This window comes from Achromobacter sp. JD417 (assembly GCF_041879325.1).
Taxonomy (GTDB): Bacteria; Pseudomonadota; Gammaproteobacteria; order Burkholderiales; family Burkholderiaceae_B; genus Achromobacter; species Achromobacter mucicolens.
In genome coordinates this window covers 3,858,856-3,878,310 of the sequence record NZ_CP087159.1, presented here as the reverse complement: position 1 = coordinate 3,878,310, position 19,455 = coordinate 3,858,856, and the positions used below count along the sequence as shown (strand labels likewise).

The following is a 19,455-nucleotide window of genomic DNA, read 5'->3' as shown; positions in this document are numbered from 1 at the left end:
GAATGACGATGCTGGAAACCGTCGCGCAGGACGGCGCGGCGCAGGAAGACGAAGCGTTCCGGCGCGACCTGCGCCGCTGGCTCGACGCGGCCTACGCCGGCTTTGCGCGGTCGTGGCCCGGCGGCGCCGATCCGCGCAACCTGGACTACCGGCGTGCCTGGGAAGACACGTTGTGCGCAAACGGCTGGTCCGGGCTGGGCTGGCCGCAGGCTTACGGCGGCAAGGCGCTGCCCTTGTCGCGCCAGGCGGTCTTTCATGAAGAGCACGCCCGTTGCGGCGCGCCACTGGGTGTGAACCTGATCGGCCACGGCATCCTGGCGCCCACCGTGCTGCATTTTGGCACCGAGGCGCAGAAACAGCGCTTTCTGCCTGGCATCCTGACAAATCGCGAGGTGTGGTGCCAGGGCTATTCGGAGCCGGGCGCGGGGTCCGACCTGGCTGCCGTGCGCACGCGGGCGCAGGCCGAGCCGGGCGGCTTTCGCCTGAACGGCCACAAGATCTGGACGTCGTTCGCGGACCGGGCGCAGTGGTGCTTCGTGCTGGCGCGCACCGATCCCGACGCGCCCAGGCACAAGGGGTTGAGCTTCCTGCTGGTGGACATGCGCAGCGCGGGCGTGCGCGTGGAACCCATCCGGCAGATCACGGGCGAGGCCGAATTCTGCGAGGTGTTCTTCGATGACGTCTTTGTGCCGCAGGACGCGCTGCTGGGCGAATTGAACCAGGGCTGGCGAATCGCCATGGCCGCCGCCAGCTTCGAGCGCGGCACGTATTTCATTCCTCGGCTCGTGCGCTTTGCGCAAGAACTGCGGCAGGTGCGCGAGCTGGCCTTGCAGCCCGACGCTCATGGGCGCACGCCCGCCTCGTCGGCGCCGGTGCGCCACCGGTGGGCGCGGCTGGCCGCCGACAGCCATGTGCTGGCGCTCAAGTCACAGCGCGCGCTGGCGGGCGCGATGCGCGGTGATCCCCCCGGACCGGAAGGGTCGTCCACCAAGATCCACTGGAGCGAGGCGCACCAGCGTCTGCTCGAGCTGTCCCTGCAACTGCTGGGCGAAGACGCCAGCCTGGGCGTGGACGCCGCCGATGCGCGCGCCGCGCAACTGACGCACGCTTATCTGTGGTCGCGCGCCGAAACCATCCTGGCCGGCACGTCCGAGATCCAGCGCAACATCATTGCCGAGCAGATGCTCGGCCTGCCCAAGGCCTGACGCCTCATGAATCTGCATCTCAGTGAAGACCAGCGCATGCTGCGCGATGCCGCGCAACGTTTCCTGTCGCAGCGCCATCCCGTGGCCGTGGCGCGCGCCGCAATCGGGCAGGACGCGGCGGCGCGCCATGCCCTGTGGCGCGACCTGGCGGAGCAGGGCTGGCCGGCCTTGCTTGCGCCCGATACCCACGGCGGGCTGGGGTTGGGCATGCGCGAGGCCTGGATCGTGGCCGAGGAGGCGGGCCGTCATCTGCTGAGCCTGCCGCTCGTGGCCAACATGGCGTTGCTGCCCACACTGTGCCAGGCGCGCGGTGTGCCCGCCGGGTGGACCGGCGACATGATGGCGGGTGACACCTGGTATGCCGACGCGGCCCTGCGTCCCGACGGGTCGGCCTTCATCGAAGGCGCGTGCGACGACGTGCGCGCACTGGCCGTGCGTAAGACGGGCGCGGCGTCATTGCGCCTGATGCTGCTGTCGCCCGTGCGGGGCGTGGGCGGCCTGGATCCCACGATGCCCGTCGCGGTCGCGGCCAATCCGCAGGTCGTGGCCAGCGCGGATATCGAAACCGATCCGGGCACGTGGGAGGTTCTACGCACGCGCTTGCGCGTGCTGCGCGCTGCCGAAATGCTGGGCGCGGCGTCGGCGGCGCTGGATATCGCCGCGGCATATGCCCGCGAACGCCAGCAGTTCGGCCGCGCCATCGGCGCCAATCAGGCAATCAAGCATCGTCTGGCCGAGGACTGGATGGCGCTGGACGACGCGCGGCTTGCGGGGTGGGCAGCCGCGGCCGCATTGGATACCGGCGCGGATTCCGCGTCGCGCGATTGCCTGTTCGCGCCGCTGCTGGCCGGGCAGGCCAGCCGGCGCGTCGCGCAGAACGCCATCCAGGTCCACGGCGCGCTGGGGGTCACGTGGGAATGCGATGCGCATCTTTACCTAAAGCGCGTGTTGCGGCTGGATGCCAGCCTGGAGGCCGAGGTGCCAGGCCCCGATCTGCTGGAACGCATCTGGGAAGCGGCGGCGTAGCCGAAGAGGCTTGCCGCGGGCCTACAATCGCGCCCATGCACAAATCCAACTTTCCCTCCGAACTCGACCAGCCGACGCTTTCCGAAGTGGACGGCGTGCGCTATCTGCACTTCAACACCGAATGGGTGCAGGGCGCGATGCACATCAAGAATCCGTCTGCGCTGGTGCTGGAGTACACGGCGCAGATGATGGCCTGGCTGCTGTTCCTGGAGCCACCGAAGGAAGAGGCCATCGGCATGCTGGGCCTGGGCGCAGGCTCGCTGGCGCGCTTTTGCGCCAAGCACACGCGCAGCCCGCTCCTGGCCGTGGAATGGAACCCGCGCGTGACCGCCGCGTGCCACATGTTCTTCCGCCTGCCGGGCGCCAACCGGCTGCAGGTCGAACACACCGACGCCGGCGCCTGGGTGGCCGACCCGCTGAACGCCGGGCGCTGCCCCGTGCTGATGGTGGACCTGTACGACGCCGCCGCCGAAGGGCCGGTGCGCGACAGCGTGAAGTTCTACCGCGACTGCCGCCGCGTGCTGGGCGAGGTCGGCATCCTGGCCGTGAACCTGTTCGGCCGGCACGAAAGCTTCGGCAAGAACATCGACAACCTGTCCAAGGCGTTCGATGACCGGGTGGTGCTCTTGCCCGAAGTCGAGGCCGGCAATCAGATCGTTTTGGCTTTTTCCGGCCCAAGCCTGGCGATCACGCCCGCTGACTTGCTGGCCCGCGCCGAGGTGGTGGAAGGCAAGTACGGGCTACCCGCTCGCCGCTGGGCACGCTCGCTGACGCGGCATGCGGTGGACGGCGTTTTGCATTTCTGATCCTAGTCTCAGCCGCTCTCCTGTCCCCCTTTCATGCACGCCACTTCGTCTTGTTAGGGAAGGTCCCGAGTCTCCCGGGGGTTTACCTTTCTCCAACCCCGGGTCTATCATCGGCTTAATCATAATTATGAATTACGGCGTTTCCCGCGCCGCCTGCCCATGAACCATCCCATCGTCCGGCAAGCCTTGTATCTGGAAGTCGCGGACCGCCTGCGCGGCATGATCCACGCGCGGTCGCTGCGCAACGGAGAGTGGATCGACGAATTGCGGCTGGCCGGCGAAATGGGCATTTCGCGCACGCCGCTGCGCGAGGCGCTGAAAGTGCTGGCCACTGAAGGGCTGGTTCGGCTGGAGCCGCGCCGCGGCTGCTTCGTGAACGAGCTGTCGGCGCAAGATCTGGAAGATATCTTCCCGCTGATGGCGATGCTGGAAGGGCGCTGCGCCTTCGAGGCAGCGCGCAAGGCCACCGATGCCCAACTGGCCGAGCTGGAACCGCTGCACGCCGCGCTGGCCGGTCATGCCAAGGCCGGCCGCATCGACGCCTACTACAAGACCAATTACCTCATTCACGAAGCCGTTCAGGCTCTGGCCGGAAACCAATGGCTGTCCGACATGGTCGGCAACCTGCGCAAGGTCCTGAGCCTGTCGCGCCATCGCAGCCTGTCCCGGCCCGGCCGCATCGACCAGTCCTGCGCCGAACACCTGGCCATTTTCGAGGCCCTGAAGGCCCACGATTCCGACGCCGCGCAGGCGCTGGCGCACACCCATTTGATGCGTCAGCTTGAAGCGCTGCGCGTTCTCAGCAACGAAGACGCCGCCGATGCGGCGCCGTCCGATCCCATCGTCATCGAGGAGCCCGCCCATGTCCGCACCCGCCAATCTCGCGCCCGCGCGCGGCGCACGCACGCCTGAGCCCGAGGCCGATGTCGTCGACGCCGCCGCCGCGGCCGAAAGCGCCAGCCTGATCACCCGGCTGGGCCGGCTGTGGGATCGCGGCCGCCTGCCCAGCGAGTCGGAAGTCCGCCGCCTGTTCGAGGCGCGTCTGACCGACGTCGCCGCCAACAAGCTGGCGCGCCGCTGGTGCGAGCAGTACTCGGCGGCCGACGGCAAGGACCGCCGCCTGATGCTGGCCGCGCTGGCGCAGATCCGCGCCACTTACGCGGGTGAGGGCGGCGAAGGCGTGCGGCTCTTCAAACGATTCAACGCCCAGCCGCAGGGCCTGCGCTTCCTGGTTGAATTGCGCGCCGACATGCTGCGCTGGCGCAAGCAGGTGGCGGGCATCCAGTCGCTGGACAAGGAACTGGAAGGCCTCTTGTCGGCCTGGTTCGACGTGGGTCTGCTGGAACTGCGCCCGCTGACCTGGGATTCGCCGGCTTCGCTGCTGGAAAAGCTGATCCTTTACGAGGCCGTCCACGAGATCAAGTCCTGGGACGACCTGCGCCACCGCGTCGCGCCCGATCGCCGTTGTTACGCCTATTTCCACCCGCAGATGCCGGGCGTGCCGTTGATCTTCGTGGAAGTGGCCTTTGCCAGCCAGATGGCCGACAACGTGCAGGTGCTGCTGGACAGCACGCTGCCGCCGCAGGACCTGGACAAGGCGCGCTGGGCGATCTTCTATTCGATTTCGAACACGCAGCCCGGCCTGAAGGGCATCAGTTTCGGCAACTTCCTGCTCAAGCGCGTGGTCGAGCAGCTGCTGGAAGAGCTGCCCAAGCTGAAGGCCTTTGCCACGCTGTCACCCATCCCGGGCTTCACCGACTGGCTGGGCAAGCAGGACGCTCAGGCGGTCGAGGCCATCGTGCGCGAAGACAAGACCCGCGCCAAGGACCGCAACCGCGAGGGCGTGCCGGACGGTCAGCGGTGGGTCGCGCGGCTGGCCAAGGCCGCGCAGGGCAAGGCGCCCGACGTCGTCAAGCGCGCCGGATTCCGGCTGGCGGCCTGCTATCTGCAAACCATGAAGAACGGCCTGCCGGTAGACCCGGTGGCGCGGTTTCACCTGGGCAACGGCGCGCGCATCGAGCGGTTGAACTGGGCGGCGGATACGTCACCCAAGGGGCTGAAGCAATCGTGCGCCATGATGGTCAATTACCTGTATGACCTGGACGAACTGGACACCAACCTTCAGCGCCTGAACGACGGCAAGCCCCAGATCAGCCGCGGCGTGGGGCGCGTGGCCTGACCGCCGGAAACACGGCGGCGGATTCCATCAACAACAACAACGAGGGCAGGGGACATGACGGAGAACGTGGCTGGCCATGGCCAAGGCCAAGGCCAAGACCGTGTGCGGCTTGAGCGCGAAGGGCATCTGGCCTGGGTGACGCTGTCGCATCCGGGACGCCTGAACGCGATCACGGTCGGCATGTGGCGCGAACTGCGCGAGGTCTTCACGCGCATCGCGCAGGACGATATCGTGCGCTGCGTGATCGTGCGCGGCGAGGGCGGCAATTTCGCGGCCGGCGCCGACATTCGCGAGTTTCCGGCCGAACGCGCCGATCTGGCCGGCGTGCAGCGCTATCACCGCGAGATCCTGGCCCCCGCCTTGCAGGCCGTGGCGCAATGCCCGCAACCCGTGATCGCCCAGATCGAAGGCGTGTGCGTGGGCGGCGGTCTGGAAATCGCCTGCCAATGCGACCTGCGCATCGCCGGGGCATCGGCCCGCTTCGGCGTGCCGATCAACCGCTTGGGCTTTCCGATGGCCCCGGACGAAATGCGCGGCCTGCTGGCATTGGCCGGCCGGGCGGCGACGCTGGCCATCCTGCTGGAAGGCCGTGTGTTCGGCGCCGACGAGGCGCGCGGCCTGGGCCTGTTGACCCGCATCGTCGACGATGGCGAGGTCGCGGCAGCGGCCCGGCGCAGCGCCGACCGCATTGCCCAGGGCGCGCCGCTGGCCGCCCGCATCAATAAGCGCTTGTCCGCCAGGCTCGCCACGGGCGCGGCCTTGACCGAGGACGAGTACCAGGATTATTTCTCCTATGCCGAAAGCCGGGACCACAGAGAAGGCGTGCGTGCCTTCCTGGCCGGCGAAGACCCTTCCTTTTCCGGAGACTAGACAGGTGAGCAACGCCAACCTATACGCTGTCCTGCAAGGCGGCTTTCCCAAAGACCGCAGCAAAGTCGCGCTGGAAACGCCCGACCTCCAATACACCTGGGACGACATCGACCGCACGACCGCGTGCCTGGCGAACCTGCTGCAATCGCTGAACCTGCCCGACGGCGCGCGTGTGGCCGTGCAGGTCGAGAAGTCGCCCGAGGCGCTGCTGTTGTACCTGGCCACGCTGCGCGCGGGCCTGGTGTACCTGCCGCTGAACACCGCCTACCGCGAATCCGAGATCGAATACTTCCTGGGCAACGCCGAGCCGTCCGTCGTCGTGTGCGCCAGCAAGAACCTGGACTGGGTCAAGCGCGCCGCCGACAAGGCCGGCTGCCCGCACGTCTTCACGCTGGACGAGGACCGCACCGGCACGCTGCTGGAGGCCGCCGGCAGCCTGCCGCAAACCTTCAAGACGGTTCAACGCAAGCCGGACGACCTGGCCGCGATCCTGTACACCTCGGGCACCACGGGCCGCAGCAAGGGCGCGATGCTCTCGCACGGCAACCTGGCGGCCAATGCGCGCACCCTGCATGAATACTGGGGCTGGCGCGAGGACGACGTGCTGCTGCACATGCTGCCGATCTTCCATGTGCACGGCTTGTTCGTGGCCTCGCATGGCGCGCTGCTGGCGGGCGCCCGGATGATCTGGCTGCCCAAGCTGGACGCCGACCAGGCGCTGCACTACCTGCCGCAGAGCACCGTGATGATGGGCGTGCCGACGTACTACGTGCGCCTGTTGGCCGATCCGCGTTTCAACCGCGACGTGTGCGCCAACATGCGCCTCTTTATCTCGGGCTCGGCGCCGCTGCTGGCCGAGACGTTCTCGGACTTCAAGGAACGCAGCGGCCATCCCATTCTTGAGCGCTACGGCATGAGCGAGACCGTCATGCTGACGTCCAATCCCTATGACCCCGCGCTGGGCGAGCGTCTGGCCGGCACCGTCGGGCGCGCCTTGCCCGGCGTGCAGGTCCGCGTGGTCGACGATGCCGGCAAGCCGCTTGCGGCGGGCGAGATCGGCAACGTGCAGGTGCGTGGCCCCAATGTGTTCTCGGGCTACTGGCGCATGCCCGAAAAGACCCGCGAGGAATTCACGGAAGATGGCTGGTTCAAGACGGGCGACGTGGGCCGTTGGGGCGGCGAGTCCGCCGGCCGCGCCGCGCCCGACGACTACCTGTCGATCGTCGGCCGCAGCAAGGATCTCATCATCTCGGGCGGCTACAACGTGTACCCCAAGGAGATCGAGACGCTGATCGACGACATGCCGGGCGTGTCGGAATCCGCGGTGATCGGCGTGCCGCATCCCGACTTCGGCGAGGCCGTGGTGGCGGTGGTGGTGCCCAAGGACGGCGCGTCGCTGGACGCCTCGGCGATGCAGGCGGAATTGAAATCGCGCATTGCCAACTTCAAGGTGCCCAAGCGCGTGCATATCATCGACCAGCTGCCTCGCAACACCATGGGCAAGGTGCAGAAGAACGTGCTTCGCGACACCTACAAGGCGCTATAACCCCACATCGTGCCGGTCCCCCGCGGGACCGGCATTTTTTTACCGCATCCAAGGAGACGCATCCCCGTCCAATATCCCGAGAAGACCTGCCCTCAGCATTCAGAAGAAAAAGATATTCCAGCGACGAGACGCCAAAAAACAGGCGCCGTCCCCCGATGCAGCAAGAGGAGACAAAATGAACTATCGCACCACCGCCGCGGCCGTGTTCGCCGTGGCAGCCCTGGGTTTTGGCGGCGTTGCCGCCGCGCAATGGCCCGAACGCCCCATCACGCTGATCGTTCCGTTCCCCGCCGGTGGCGGTACGGACACGTTCGCCCGTCCGCTGGCCGCGCAGCTCACGACGCAGCTCGGCCAGACGGTGGTCATCGACAACAAGGGCGGCGCGGGTGGCACCGTGGGCGCCGGCGTTGCCGCCAAGGCCAAGCCCGACGGCTACACGTTCTTCATGGGCGGGGCGCACCATGCGCTGGCGCCGTCCCTGTACAAGAGCCTGAGCTACAACATCCAGAAGGACTTCGTGCCGGTCGCCCTGGTGGCGCAGCCGCCGCAGGTCGTCGTCATCAATGCCGGCAAGTTGCCGGTCAAGACCTTGCAGGAGTTCATCGACTACGCCAAGAAGCGGCCGGGCGAAATCAACTTCGGCACTGCGGGCAAGGGCAGCACGCACCACCTGGCCGGCGAGCTGTTCGCCATGCAGACCGGGGTCAAGCTGGTGGACGTGCCGTACCAGGGGGCGGGCCCGATGCTGTCGGCGCTGATCGGCGGGCAGGTGGATCTGGCCTTCGACGGACTGGGTTCGTCCGCCGGGCACATCCGCGCCGGCGCGATCAAGCCGCTGGCCGTGGCCGCCACGGAGCGTTCGCCGTCGCTGCCCGACGTGCCGACAGCCGCCGAGGCCGGCGTGCCGAACTACGTCGTGTCGACCTGGTACGCGATCTGGGCGCCCGCCGGCACGCCCAAGGAGGCCACGGAAAGGATGGCCGCCGAGATCACCAAGGCGCTGAACACGCCCAAGCTGAAGGAAACCTGGGCGGGCAACGGCACCGGCGTGCCCACGCTGACCGGCGCCGAGTTCGGCAAGTTCGTCGACAGCGAAGTCCAGCGCTGGGCCAAGGTCGTCAAGGACTCCGGCGTCACGCTGGACTAGCGCCTTACCGCCAATCGCTGGCCTGGCTGAGCCGGGCCAGCTGGTCGTGCGTCAGCGTCAGGCTGGCGGCCTTGACCAGTTCGTCCAGCTGGGCCAGCGAGGTGGCGCTGACAATGGGCGCGGTGATGCCCGGCTGCGCGATCTGCCAGGCCAGGGCGGCCTGCGCGGGCGTGCAGCCGGCGTCCTCGGACACCTCGTCCAGCGCCTTCAGGATGCGGTAGCCGCGGTCGTTCAGGTAGGTCTCGACGATCTTCTTGCCGCGCGCGCTCTTGCCCGCATCGCCGGGGCTGCGGTACTTGCCGCTAAGAAAGCCGCTGGCCAGCGCGAAATAGTTGATCGTGCCCATCTGCTGCGTCTTCACCAGGCTTTGCAGCCCGGATTCGAAGGGTTCGCGCGTGTACAGGTTGTACTCGGGCTGGATGCTTTCATAGCGCGGCAGGCTGTGCCGCTCGCTGGCGATCAGCGCTTCGGACAGCCGCACCGCCGTGTAGTTGGACGCGCCGATCGCGCGCACCTTGCCGGCCTCGATCTGCTTGGCGTATTCGCCCAGGGTGTCGGTCAGCGGCGTGTCCGGGTCGTCCTGGTGGGATTGGTACAGGTCCACGTAGTCGGTCTGCAGGCGCGCGAGCGACGCCTCCAGCGAGCGCCGGATGTAGGCGGGCGACAGCCCCTTCTGGCCAGGCCCCATTTCCATCCCAACCTTGGTGGCGATCAGGACCTGATCGCGCTTGCCCGTTCGCTTGAGCCACTTGCCGATCAGGGTTTCGGACTCGCCGCCCTGGTTGCCCGGCACCCAGCGCGAATACATATCCGCCGTGTCGATGAAGTTCAGGCCGGCGTCCAGCAACGCGTCCAGCAGCGAAAAGGTGCCGGCCTCGTCGACGGTCCAGCCGAAGACGTTGCCGCCGAATGTGAGCGGGGGAACCTGCAGGCCGGATCGGCCCAATGCGCGTTTGATCATGGCTGGCCTCGGGATGCCGTCGCCGGGCGCGCGGAACGGGATGAACGGCGTTCGCCCGGCGGTGGTCAGTATATTCACGCCGCTGCCCCGTGGCGGGGCATGCCGTTATGGATGCACCATTACAGGGATTCCCCCCAACTCCATTTGGTGGGCGGCACGTTAGACTATACGGCTTTATGGCTGGCCGAACGGGTGGCAAACCCGGGTGGCAAATCCCGCGGCGGCCATGAAGACACCGGCAACTTCAACAAGCAATACCACGGGTTCAAGGAGCAAACATATGCTGATCGGAAAACACCATTTTCTGACGGTTGGCGCGATGGCGCTGGCAATGGCTATCGCCGCGCCGGCCGTCGCGCAGCAAAAGTCCGTCGCGGTGACCGCCATCGTCGAGCATCCGGCGCTGGACGCCGTGCGTGACGGGGTGCAGGACGCCCTCAAGCAAGCCGGCTACGAGCCGGGCAAGAACCTGAAGTGGCAGTATCAAAGCGCTCAGGGCAACAACGGCACCGCCGCCCAGATCGCCCGCAAGTTCGTCGGCGACCGCCCGGACGCCATCGTCGCGATCGCCACGCCGTCGGCGCAGGCTGTCGTTGCCGCCACCAAGGACGTGCCGGTGGTGTATTCCGCCGTGACCGATCCGGTCGCCGCGCAACTCGTGTCCAGCATGGACGCCTCGGGCACCAACGTGACCGGCGTGTCGGATCTGCTGGCCCTGGACAAGCAAGTCGAACTCATCAAGAAGATCCTGCCCAACGCCAAGCGCGTGGGCATCGTCTACAACCCGGGCGAGGCCAACTCGGTCGTGGTCGTCAAGAAGCTCCAGGAAATCCTGCCCAAGTCGGGCATGAGCCTCGTCGAAGCCGCCGCCCCGCGCTCGGTGGACGTGGCTTCGGCGGCCCGCAGCCTGATCGGCAAGGTCGACGTCATCTACACCAACACCGATAACAACGTCGTGTCGGCGTATGAGTCGCTGGTCAAGGTGGGCAACGACGCCAAGATCCCGCTGATCGCCTCGGACACCGACAGCGTCAAGCGCGGCGGCATTGCCGCCCTGGGCATCAACTACCGCGATCTGGGCGTGCAGACCGGCAAGATCGTCGTGCGCATCCTGAAGGGCGAGAAGCCCGGCGCGATTCCGTCTGAAACCAGCTCCAAGCTTGAGCTCTACGTGAATCCGGGCGCGGCCGCCAAGCAGGGCGTGACCCTGTCCGACGCGCTGATCAAGTCGGCCGCGGTGGTCGTGAAATAATACGGCGCGATATCGGCCCCGCCATGCCTATCCGGCGTGCGCGGGGTTTTTCTTGCGTTTTTCGTGGTGTCTGGCTTACCCGATGTTCCATAGGGCGGCAGCGTTCACAAGACGTTCGCGGCCCGGCGTTGTTGCTTCCTTGACAGGTCTCGCACGTCCGCTGGCGCCGCCGGCGGGGAAGACACGTGGGCGGGAAACGAGAGAAAATCCATGCCGGGAAACGTTTATTGCGAAAGCTCGGGTAAAACTGACCCGTGAACGCAAGAAATCGCGCGTTTCACTTCTTTAATATGCTCGTTTCTTATCTTGATTGGATCTGACCCATGTCATTGTTCTCGTTGTTAGGCGCACTGGAGATCGGGCTGATCTTCAGCCTGGTGGCCTTGGGCGTCTTCATCTCCTTTCGCCTGCTGCGCTTCCCCGACCTGACCGTGGACGGCAGCTTTCCGCTGGGCGGCGCAGTCTGTGCGACGCTGATCGCATCGGGCACCGATCCGTTTTCCGCCACCATCATCGCCACCATCGCGGGCGCGGCGGCCGGGCTGGTCACGGGCTGGCTGAACGTCAAGCTCAAGATCATGGATCTCTTGGCCAGCATCCTGATGATGATCGCCCTGTATTCGATCAACCTGCGCATCATGGGCAAGCCCAACGTGCCGCTGATCACCGAACCCACCGTCTTCACGATCCTGCAGCCGGCGTGGATTTCCGACTACGTCGCGCGCCCGCTGATCCTGATCGTGATCGTCATCCTGTGCAAGCTGGCGCTGGACTGGTTCTTTGCCACGCAGACCGGCCTGGCGGTGCGCGCCACCGGCTCGAACGGCCGCATGGCCCGCGCGCAGGGCGTGAACACCGGCCGCATGATCCTGGGCGGCATGGCGCTGTCCAACGCGCTGGTCGCGCTGGCCGGCGCGCTGTTTGCGCAGACGCAGGGCGGATCGGACATCTCGATGGGCATCGGCACCATCGTGATCGGCCTGGCCGCCGTCATCGTCGGCGAAAGCATCCTGCCGTCGCGCAAGCTGGTGCTGGCCACGCTGGCCGTCATCATTGGCGCCATCGTCTACCGCTTCTTCATCGCCCTGGCGCTCAATAGCGATTTCATCGGCCTGAAGGCGCAGGACCTGAACCTCGTCACCGCGGTGCTCGTCACGATCGCCCTGGTCATCCCCATGCTCAAGCGCCGCCTGGTCGGCAAGAAGGGGCGCTGATATGTTGTCCGCAAAAGACCTGAAAATCACCTTCAACGCCGGGACGCCCATCGAGACCCGCGCGCTGCGCGGCCTGACGCTGGAAATCCCGTCGGGCCAGTTCGTGACCGTGATCGGTTCCAACGGCGCGGGCAAGTCCACGTTCCTGAACGCCGTGTCGGGCGACCTGCCGGTCGATTCCGGCCGCATCGACATCAATGGCGTGGACGTGACGCGCCAGCCCGTGTGGGCGCGCGCCGGCAGCGTGGCGCGCGTGTTCCAGGACCCCATGGCGGGCACCTGCGAAGACCTGACCATCGAGGAAAACATGGCGCTGGCGCAGATGCGCGGCGCATCGCGTGGCTACAGCCGCGCCGTGAAGGCCTCGATGAAAGCCGGCTTTCGCGAGCGTCTGGCCACACTGGGGCTGGGCCTGGAAAACCGCCTGACTGACCGCATCGGCCTGTTGTCCGGCGGCCAGCGTCAGGCGGTCAGCCTGTTGATGGCGGCGCTGCAACCGTCGCGCATCCTGCTGCTGGACGAGCACACCGCCGCGCTCGACCCGCGCACCGCGGACTTCGTGCTGCAATTGACGGCGCGCATCGTGGCCGAAAACAAGCTCACCACCATGATGGTCACGCACAGCATGCGCCAGGCGCTGGACGTCGGCGACCGCACGGTCATGCTGCACCAGGGCCAGGTCGTGCTGGACGTGTCCGGCGACGAGCGCCGCGGCATGGACGTGCCGGACCTGCTTGCCATGTTCGAGCGGGTGCGGGGCGAGAAGCTGTCGGACGACGCCCTGTTGCTGGGCTGATGTCGAAAAGAAGGCGCGGTCTGCACGGACCGCGTTTTTTTTTCGCTTCGAATTTTTCCCGGACTGTTGCCCAGCACAGGACCGGACCTCTGCTACCATCGCCGCCTCTTGAAAAACGATAAGCAGAGCAGCAGCGATGGAAGTCAGCCAGGCGTCGATTGACGGCATGTACAGCAAGATGGCGCAGAACGGTTGGGATACGTTCGGCCGCTTGAAATGGAGCTATTGCTTCATGGCCTCGCAGGAACACGCGCTGGAACTGATCTTCCGCAAGATCGCCGACAGCAAGTACCTGTTGGAAAGCCTCGAACAGGCCGATGACGAAGACGGCGGCTGGACGATGTGCGTGAGCAAGATCGAGATCCTGCCCGCGGACAAGCTCTTCCGGCGCTGCGACGCCTTCAATGACCTGGCCGACGAGTACGGCGCGCTGTTTGACGGCTGGGACGTGGCACAGGTGGCGTAAACGCTAGATGAAGCGGCCGGGCCGGAAGGCCGGATGGCGCGCCGCGGCGCTGCCGTCCAGCATCTGGTCGGCCAGAATCTTCGCGGTGCCCGGCGCAGTGCTGAATCCGATGTGCTGGTGTCCCAGCGCCAGCCACAGGCCCGGATGACGCGGCGCCTCGCCGATCATCGGGCGGCTGTCGGGCAGGGTGGGGCGGCGGCCTAGCCAGGCGGCCGCATCCAGCCGGTCGCCCAACGGGAAGGCCTCGCGCGCGCGCTGTTCGGCCAGCGCAAGCTGATCCGGCCGCGCGGGCGCGTCGCAGGCGTCCAGCTCCACGCCCGTGGACAGGCGCAGCCCGCGCGCCATCGGCGACAGCACGTAGCCGCCGCCCGTGTCGTACACGGGTCGCGTCACGCGCGCGCCGTCGCGGCCGCCGTAGTGCATGTGATAGCCGCGTTCAAACGCCATCGGCAGGTCGATGCCGGTGGTCTTCAAGAGCGCCTTGGACCACGGACCCAGCGCCACCACGAGCCGGCCGGCCGTCAGGGATTCGGAGGCCGTCGCCCCGTTCACGATCCACGACGCGCCATCGCGGCGGATGCCGCGGGCGTCCAGCCGCCGGAATTGGCCGCCTTCGCGCCGGTAGAGATTTGCGTAGGCGGCCACGACCTCGTGCGGGTCGTCCACCGAATACGAACCCTGGATCCACAACGCGCGGTGAAAGATCGGCGACAGTGCGGGTTCGGCTTCGGTAAGTGCCGCGGGGTCCAGTTCCTGCGTGGGCACGTCATACTGCGCGAACGTGTGGCGCGCCAGCGCGCCGGCCTGCCACGCCTGCGCCGAGCGGTACAGGAAGATCCATCCGGTGTCGCGCAACCGATGGCGCGCGCCGCTTTGGTCCAGCAGCTTCAGGTGCTCGGGCGCGGATAGCCGGATCAGGCCGTCCAGCGCCCGCGCGGTTTCCTGAAAGACGGCGGGCCGCGCGCTCATCAGAAAGCGCGCCGCCCAGCCCAGGTTCGCCGCCAGATACGGCCAGCGGTAGCGGAACTGGACGGTGTCGTTCTTCAAGAGGCGCGGCAGTTGCTTCCACAGCCCCGGATGATTGAAGGGCATCAAGGAACTGCGGGCCAGCACGCCGGCGTTGCCCAGCGACGTTTCCATGCCCGGTTCCTGGCGGTCGACGAGCAGGACCGTCATGCCGCGACGGCGCAGTTCCAGCGCGCAGCAGACGCCGACGATGCCCGCGCCCAGCACGATGACGTGATTGCCCATGTCGATTTTCATCCTTGTTCGTGGTGGCCCAGGATACGCCCTGCCGCCTTGACGCCCCACCATGAGGCCTCTTCGAAGACTGAGTACCCCGACAGGTCGGCGTGCGCGAACAGCACCGGACCGTCTACCGCACGCAGGGCAGCCAGGCCCGGATTGGACAGGTAGCCGCAGACCGGCGAGGCCATCGCGTGGCCGCGCACCGTGATCTCAAGCTGGCGGGCGTTGCGCCAGAATTCCTTGCCGTACGCCGCAACCAGATCCGCCGCGGCGATGTCGCGCAGGTCCTGCGGGCTGGCGCGCGTCAGCCAGTCGCGCGCCGCTTGCGGCGTCTGGCCGCTTAGCGCGTGATATGCCGTGAACACGCTGCGCGGCGTGCGCGCCACGCGCAGCAGCTGGTGCGTGGACACGACGTAACCCAGTGCCTGGCCTTCGTAGACGACGTTGTCCCACGACAGGGGCTCGCCGGGGGCTTCGAGCGGGTAGCCGTCCATGACGAAGTTCGACACCATCCAGGCCGCGTGCGGCGCGGTGTGCACGGCCGGGTCGTAGCCGTACGCCCGCAGGTCGGGCAGCAGGCGCTGCGCGACGAAAAGCGGCATGGCGCACACCGTGCGGCGCGTCTGCACGGCATAGGCGCTGGCGGCGCCGTCCGGCGAGTCCTTCACGCACAGGACGCGCGGGCCGGCGGGCAGTTCGTCGATGCGCATCGCCGTGCCTTGCAGCAGCCAGCTGGTGTGGCCGAGCTGCTTGGTGATGGCCTCGCGCATGCGGTCGGCCAGCACGGCCAGCCCGCCCGGCCACGTGAGCACGGCGCCTTCGCCGGCGTTGGCGGCATGGCCGTCGCGGCTGGCAAAGTAGTGCAGGCCGGCCCACGCCGACACCTCGTCGTGCCGCGCGCCGTAGTCGTCGCGGCAGCAGTAGTTCAGATACCAGTGCAGCGCGGGCGAGGTATAGCCTTCTTGGGTCAGCCACGCCTTGAACGTCAGCCCGTCCAGCGCGCGCCAGGCCGGATCGCGCGAGGACAGTTCCAGCGGGATGCAGAACACCTTGCGGCCGTCGTTGCCAACCTGCGTGCGCAGTCGATCGATCAGCGCCAGAAAGCGCCGGTGCTGCGCGGCGTCGGCGTCCGGCACGCCCGTCATGGGCAACAGGCCTTCTTCCCAGCGCCCGTTGCGCAGCAGTCTTTCCTGCGGCGAATGCACGAGAACCGCCTCGTCGTAGTAGGGGCGGGCGTCGCCCACGCCGTGTTCGAGGATGCCGAAGTCGGCCAGCATCTCGCGCACGTGAGTCGAAGCCAGCGACGGCAGGGGCAGGTAATGCGCGCCGGTTGGGTAGTCCAGGCTGTCGCGCTGGCCTGCCGCGGCATTGCCCGCGAATTCGGGGCCCTGCACCACGACGAAATCGGTGAAGCCCTCGCGCGCCAGCTTCCAGGCGCAGGACAGGCCGGCGACGCCAGCGCCCAGGATGGCGACCTGGTGCTGCCGGGTGCCCGACGGATGCGGCAGGGCCGCCTTGTCTCGCAACGCGTGGCCGGCCTGCATGCCCGGGTAGTGCACGTCCGGCGTCGTCTCGACGACGCGCGATCGCCAGTAGCCGACCGAGCCTGCGGCGGCGGCCGTGGCAGCGCCCAAAAGGAAGCTGCGCCGGCGCATCAGCGGATGACCTTGCGCCAGTCCTCGTCGAAATACCGCACGAGCGATTGTTCGTTCAGGCGGTTCGGCGGCATGGCCAGCGCCGGCATGTCGGCGGGAAAATGAAAGAGCTCGCGCACCGTGACGGGGTCCAGGTAGCGCGTGGCCACCGTGATCTTCTCGGGCGGCGCGTAGTCGCGCCGCTTGCTGGCCAGGATGAAGCCCCAGTCGCCGAACGACGGCACGTAGGTGTGATACGGCCAGGTGTTCAGGCCGGCTTCCTTGAGCGTCGCGTCCACGCTCCAGAACGAGCGCGGGGCAAAGTAGGGCGAGGTGGACTGCACGACCATGTAGCCGTTTTCGGCCAGGTGCCGCGCCATCAGGTGGTAGACCGGCACGGAATACAGCCGGCCCAGGCCGAAGTTGGACGGATCGGGAAAGTCCACCACGATGAAGTCGTACACCTGCGCGTGGGATTCCAGCCAGCGGCCGGCGTCGTCATTGATGACGGTGACGCGCGGGTCCTTGAGCGAACCTTCATTCAGATTGACCAGTGGCTCGGAACGCGAAAACAGGTTCGTCATGGCCGGGTCCAGGTCCACCAGCGTGACGTGCTCGACGTGTTTGTACTTGAGGATCTCGCGCACGGCCAGGCCGTCGCCGCCGCCCAGCACCAGCACGTTGCGCGCCCAGGGCAGCGCCTGCAGGCCCGGATGCACCAGCGATTCGTGATAGCGGTGTTCGTCGCGCGACGAGAACTGCAGGTTGCCGTTGATGTACAGGCGCAGGTCGTCGTGCCAGCGCGTCACCGCCAGGCGCTGGTACTGCGTGGTCTCCGCATGGATCACGTCGTCGCCGTACAGGCCTTTTTCGGCCCAGGCGGTCATGCTGCCGGAGTAGACGAACCCCAGCCCCAGGATGCCGATCACCACGCCCGCGCGCACGGCCTTCTCGCCGGGGCGGCTGACTTCGGCACGGAACAGCCACGTGGTCCAGAGCGCCACGCTGGCGTTCAGGATTCCAAAGAGAAAGCTGGTGCGCAGCAACCCCAGCTTGGGCGCGAGCAGCAACGGAAACACCAGCGACACCGCCAGCGCGCCCAGGTAGTCAAAGGTCAAAACGCGGCTGACGATTTCACGGAATTCCGCCTTGCGCTGGTTGAACACGCGCATCACCAGTGGGATCTCCATGCCCACCATCAACCCGATGATGAAGACGCCCACATACAGGGCCGCGCGAAAGGGCGCGGACAGCCACGCGAACACCAGGAACAGCACCGCGGCCGAGACGCCGCCCAGCAGCGCCACCAGCAGCTCGACGTCGATGAAGCGATTCAGAACGTCTTCGTCTCTTACATATTTTGACAACCACGAACCGATGCCCATGGCGAAGAGATAGCAGCCGATCACCGACGAGAACTGGAGGATCGAATCCCCAAGCAAATAGCTGGCGAGCGCGCTGCTGATGAGCTCGTAGCCCAAGCCGCAGGACGCGACGATCAGTACTGAAAGAATGAGAACGCGGTCGCGCATAGGGTGTCCGAGCCAAAAAATGCGTTCGCAGTATATCGAACGCGACGTATATACTGCGCGCAATTGGGAGGCTGGCAATGGGAGAAGCAATGCATCCGGCGGTGACCTATCTGATCTACATCGTTTCAGCGCTCATCATGCTGGGCGTTTTCACGGCGGTCTACACCGCCGTCACGCACTACAAGGAATTCGACCTCATCCGCGAGGGCAACATTGCCGCCGCCCTTTCCTATGGCGGCGCGCTGGTCGGTTTCAGCCTCACCCTGTGTTCCAGCATCGCGGTCCACGCCAGCTTCGTCATGTTCGTGGTGTGGGGCGTGGCGGCGATGATCGTGCAGATCGTCGTGTACGCCGTCGTGTCCAAGGCCATAAAGGGCATGACCGACGCCATCGCGGAAAACAACATCGCCATGGGCGGCCTGATCGGCGCGATCTCGCTGGCGGCCGGCATCGTCAACGCCGCCTGCCTGACCTGAGCGCGGCGCGCAATCCCCGATCTGACAGGAGGACTTTCCATGAGTCTCGGTTCATTCATTCGCAAGCAGTTCATCGACATCCTGCAATGGAACGAGGATCGCGACGGCGTGCTCGCCTGGCGCCATCCGATGCAGGATTTCGAAATCCAGTACGGCGCCAGCTTGACCGTGCGGGAATCGCAGATGGCGGTGTTCGTCAACGAAGGCAAGGTGGCCGACGTGTTCGGCCCCGGCATGTACAAGCTGACGACGCAGACGCTGCCGATCCTGACCTACCTGAAGAACTGGGACAAGCTGTTCGAGTCGCCCTTCAAGTCGGACGTCATCTTCTTCAGCACGCGCCTGCAACTGGGCCGGCGCTGGGGCACGGCCCAGCCGGTCACGCTGCGCGACAGCGAGTTCGGCATGGTGCGCCTGCGCGCGTTCGGCGTGTATTCGTACCAGATCTCCGATCCCGGCAAGTTCTATCGCGAAATCAGCGGCACGCGCGACGTATACACGGTGGACGACCTGGAGGCGCAGCTGCGCAACATGGTCGTGGCCGCCATGACGACCGCCCTGGGCAGTTCCAAGGTGCCGTTCCTGGATATCGCCGGCAACCAGGGGCTGATGTCGCAGAGCATCGCCGAGCAGCTGGCGCCCGTGTTCGACCGCTATGGCGTCAAGCTGGACAACTTCACGGTCGAGAACGTGTCGCTGCCCGAAGAACTGCAAAAGGCGCTGGACACCCGGATCTCGATGGGCATGGCTGGCGACCTGGGTAAGTTCACGCAGTACCAGACCGCGACGTCGATCCCGCTGGCGGCCCAGAACGAGGGCGGCATCGCGGGCATCGGCGCGGGCCTGGCAGCGGGCGCGGCGCTTGGCCAGACGATGGCGCAGGGCCTGGGCGCGGCGCAAGGCCAGCCGCAGCAGAATCCGCAGCAACCCCCGCAGCAAACCGCCCCGCAGCAGGCGCCGCAGCCGGCCCAACCCGCGCAGGCCGATCCGGTCCAGCGCCTGCAGCAATTGAAAGACCTGCTGGACAAGGGCCTCATCACGGCGGCGGATTACGATTCGGCCAAGGCCGAAGTGCTGAAGAAACTCACCAGTTAAGG

Annotated in this window: 18 protein-coding genes; 14 read left to right on the top strand and 4 right to left on the bottom strand. The window is 66.8% G+C overall.

What is annotated here, in order from left to right; translation table 11 throughout:
• Positions 1-2: 2 nt before the first annotated feature.
• The 8 genes from LN047_RS17895 (at position 3) to LN047_RS17860 (ending at position 8,779) form a co-directional block, all read left to right on the top strand.
• Positions 3-1,205 carry an acyl-CoA dehydrogenase family protein gene (locus LN047_RS17895; protein WP_373979747.1) on the top strand — a complete coding sequence of 401 codons (1,203 nt, stop codon included), beginning with the start codon at positions 3-5 and terminating at the stop codon, positions 1,203-1,205.
• Between the two features lie 6 nt (positions 1,206-1,211).
• Positions 1,212-2,231 carry an acyl-CoA dehydrogenase family protein gene (locus tag LN047_RS17890; RefSeq protein ID WP_373979746.1) on the top strand — a complete coding sequence of 340 codons (1,020 nt, stop codon included), beginning with the start codon at positions 1,212-1,214 and terminating at the stop codon, positions 2,229-2,231.
• Positions 2,232-2,266: 35 nt separating this feature from the next.
• Positions 2,267-3,037, top strand: coding sequence for a hypothetical protein (locus LN047_RS17885; RefSeq protein WP_063956324.1), 771 nt, complete (start codon positions 2,267-2,269; stop codon positions 3,035-3,037).
• Positions 3,038-3,196: 159 nt separating this feature from the next.
• Entirely contained in the window at positions 3,197-3,949 is a 753-nt protein-coding gene (locus LN047_RS17880) for a GntR family transcriptional regulator (protein WP_062839112.1), read from the top strand.
• Complete coding sequence (locus LN047_RS17875; RefSeq protein ID WP_253856728.1) at positions 3,900-5,216, top strand: malonyl-CoA decarboxylase domain-containing protein; 1,317 nt, start codon at positions 3,900-3,902, stop codon at positions 5,214-5,216. Before LN047_RS17880 ends, LN047_RS17875 begins: the two co-directional genes overlap by 50 nt.
• Positions 5,217-5,270: 54 nt before the next feature.
• Complete coding sequence (locus tag LN047_RS17870) at positions 5,271-6,086, top strand: enoyl-CoA hydratase/isomerase family protein (RefSeq protein WP_373979745.1); 816 nt, start codon at positions 5,271-5,273, stop codon at positions 6,084-6,086.
• A gap of 4 nt (positions 6,087-6,090) precedes the next feature.
• Positions 6,091-7,632, top strand: a complete 1,542-nt coding sequence (locus LN047_RS17865; RefSeq protein WP_373979744.1) for a malonyl-CoA synthase — start codon at positions 6,091-6,093, stop codon at positions 7,630-7,632.
• Between the two features lie 175 nt (positions 7,633-7,807).
• A complete protein-coding gene (locus LN047_RS17860; protein ID WP_056323841.1) occupies positions 7,808-8,779 on the top strand; it encodes a tripartite tricarboxylate transporter substrate binding protein in 972 nt (323 codons plus the stop codon).
• A gap of 4 nt (positions 8,780-8,783) precedes the next feature.
• On the opposite strand, the gene LN047_RS17855 is transcribed toward LN047_RS17860, so the two are convergent.
• Entirely contained in the window at positions 8,784-9,740 is a 957-nt protein-coding gene (locus LN047_RS17855) for an aldo/keto reductase (protein WP_056323843.1), read from the bottom strand.
• 280 nt (positions 9,741-10,020) lie between these two features.
• Here LN047_RS17855 and LN047_RS17850 point away from each other — a divergent pair, with 280 nt between their 5' ends.
• From LN047_RS17850 to LN047_RS17835, 4 genes are all read left to right on the top strand, one after another.
• Positions 10,021-10,992, top strand: a complete 972-nt coding sequence (locus LN047_RS17850) for an ABC transporter substrate-binding protein (protein ID WP_226846327.1) — start codon at positions 10,021-10,023, stop codon at positions 10,990-10,992.
• 323 nt (positions 10,993-11,315) lie between these two features.
• Positions 11,316-12,206 (top strand): ABC transporter permease, encoded by an 891-nt coding sequence (locus LN047_RS17845; protein ID WP_056323849.1) that lies wholly within the window; start codon positions 11,316-11,318, stop codon positions 12,204-12,206.
• A gap of 1 nt (position 12,207) precedes the next feature.
• The gene (locus LN047_RS17840; protein ID WP_056323852.1) at positions 12,208-13,002 is read left to right on the top strand and encodes an ABC transporter ATP-binding protein; all 795 of its coding nucleotides are present in this window, start codon (positions 12,208-12,210) and stop codon (positions 13,000-13,002) included.
• Between the two features lie 136 nt (positions 13,003-13,138).
• Positions 13,139-13,468 carry a ribonuclease E inhibitor RraB gene (locus LN047_RS17835; protein WP_152384927.1) on the top strand — a complete coding sequence of 110 codons (330 nt, stop codon included), beginning with the start codon at positions 13,139-13,141 and terminating at the stop codon, positions 13,466-13,468.
• Positions 13,469-13,471: 3 nt separating this feature from the next.
• Here LN047_RS17835 and LN047_RS17830 read toward each other — a convergent pair whose 3' ends face one another.
• The 3 genes from LN047_RS17830 to LN047_RS17820 are packed head-to-tail and all read right to left on the bottom strand — an operon-like array spanning position 13,472 to position 17,882.
• A complete protein-coding gene (locus LN047_RS17830) occupies positions 13,472-14,719 on the bottom strand; it encodes an NAD(P)/FAD-dependent oxidoreductase (protein WP_373982151.1) in 1,248 nt (415 codons plus the stop codon).
• 8 nt (positions 14,720-14,727) lie between these two features.
• Positions 14,728-16,371: an NAD(P)-binding protein gene (locus LN047_RS17825; RefSeq protein WP_373979743.1), complete on the bottom strand. Its 1,644-nt coding sequence runs from the start codon at positions 16,369-16,371 to the stop codon at positions 14,728-14,730.
• Positions 16,371-17,882, bottom strand: coding sequence for a polyamine aminopropyltransferase (locus tag LN047_RS17820; RefSeq protein WP_373979742.1), 1,512 nt, complete (start codon positions 17,880-17,882; stop codon positions 16,371-16,373). Before LN047_RS17820 ends, LN047_RS17825 begins: the two co-directional genes overlap by 1 nt.
• A gap of 89 nt (positions 17,883-17,971) precedes the next feature.
• Between LN047_RS17820 and LN047_RS17815 the strand changes: the two genes are divergently transcribed.
• Positions 17,972-18,358 carry a DUF350 domain-containing protein gene (locus LN047_RS17815; RefSeq protein ID WP_062839104.1) on the top strand — a complete coding sequence of 129 codons (387 nt, stop codon included), beginning with the start codon at positions 17,972-17,974 and terminating at the stop codon, positions 18,356-18,358.
• Between the two features lie 39 nt (positions 18,359-18,397).
• Positions 18,398-19,453: an SPFH domain-containing protein gene (locus LN047_RS17810; protein ID WP_373979741.1), complete on the top strand. Its 1,056-nt coding sequence runs from the start codon at positions 18,398-18,400 to the stop codon at positions 19,451-19,453.
• Positions 19,454-19,455: the final 2 nt, after the last annotated feature.

What these genes read in the sequence shown, in the direction of transcription:
- LN047_RS17895 (WP_373979747.1), top strand. Translation starts at nt 3, where the DNA reads ATGACGATGCTGGAAACCGTCGCGCAGGACGGCGCGGCGCAGGAAGAC.
- LN047_RS17890 (WP_373979746.1), top strand. Translation starts at nt 1,212, where the DNA reads ATGAATCTGCATCTCAGTGAAGACCAGCGCATGCTGCGCGATGCCGCG.
- LN047_RS17885 (WP_063956324.1), top strand. Translation starts at nt 2,267, where the DNA reads ATGCACAAATCCAACTTTCCCTCCGAACTCGACCAGCCGACGCTTTCC.
- LN047_RS17880 (WP_062839112.1), top strand. Translation starts at nt 3,197, where the DNA reads ATGAACCATCCCATCGTCCGGCAAGCCTTGTATCTGGAAGTCGCGGAC.
- LN047_RS17875 (WP_253856728.1), top strand. Translation starts at nt 3,900, where the DNA reads ATGTCCGCACCCGCCAATCTCGCGCCCGCGCGCGGCGCACGCACGCCT.
- LN047_RS17870 (WP_373979745.1), top strand. Translation starts at nt 5,271, where the DNA reads ATGACGGAGAACGTGGCTGGCCATGGCCAAGGCCAAGGCCAAGACCGT.
- LN047_RS17860 (WP_056323841.1), top strand. Translation starts at nt 7,808, where the DNA reads ATGAACTATCGCACCACCGCCGCGGCCGTGTTCGCCGTGGCAGCCCTG.
- LN047_RS17855 (WP_056323843.1), bottom strand. Translation starts at nt 9,740, where the DNA reads ATGATCAAACGCGCATTGGGCCGATCCGGCCTGCAGGTTCCCCCGCTC.
- LN047_RS17850 (WP_226846327.1), top strand. Translation starts at nt 10,021, where the DNA reads ATGCTGATCGGAAAACACCATTTTCTGACGGTTGGCGCGATGGCGCTG.
- LN047_RS17845 (WP_056323849.1), top strand. Translation starts at nt 11,316, where the DNA reads ATGTCATTGTTCTCGTTGTTAGGCGCACTGGAGATCGGGCTGATCTTC.
- LN047_RS17840 (WP_056323852.1), top strand. Translation starts at nt 12,208, where the DNA reads ATGTTGTCCGCAAAAGACCTGAAAATCACCTTCAACGCCGGGACGCCC.
- LN047_RS17835 (WP_152384927.1), top strand. Translation starts at nt 13,139, where the DNA reads ATGGAAGTCAGCCAGGCGTCGATTGACGGCATGTACAGCAAGATGGCG.
- LN047_RS17830 (WP_373982151.1), bottom strand. Translation starts at nt 14,719, where the DNA reads ATGGGCAATCACGTCATCGTGCTGGGCGCGGGCATCGTCGGCGTCTGC.
- LN047_RS17825 (WP_373979743.1), bottom strand. Translation starts at nt 16,371, where the DNA reads ATGCGCCGGCGCAGCTTCCTTTTGGGCGCTGCCACGGCCGCCGCCGCA.
- LN047_RS17820 (WP_373979742.1), bottom strand. Translation starts at nt 17,882, where the DNA reads ATGCGCGACCGCGTTCTCATTCTTTCAGTACTGATCGTCGCGTCCTGC.
- LN047_RS17815 (WP_062839104.1), top strand. Translation starts at nt 17,972, where the DNA reads ATGCATCCGGCGGTGACCTATCTGATCTACATCGTTTCAGCGCTCATC.
- LN047_RS17810 (WP_373979741.1), top strand. Translation starts at nt 18,398, where the DNA reads ATGAGTCTCGGTTCATTCATTCGCAAGCAGTTCATCGACATCCTGCAA.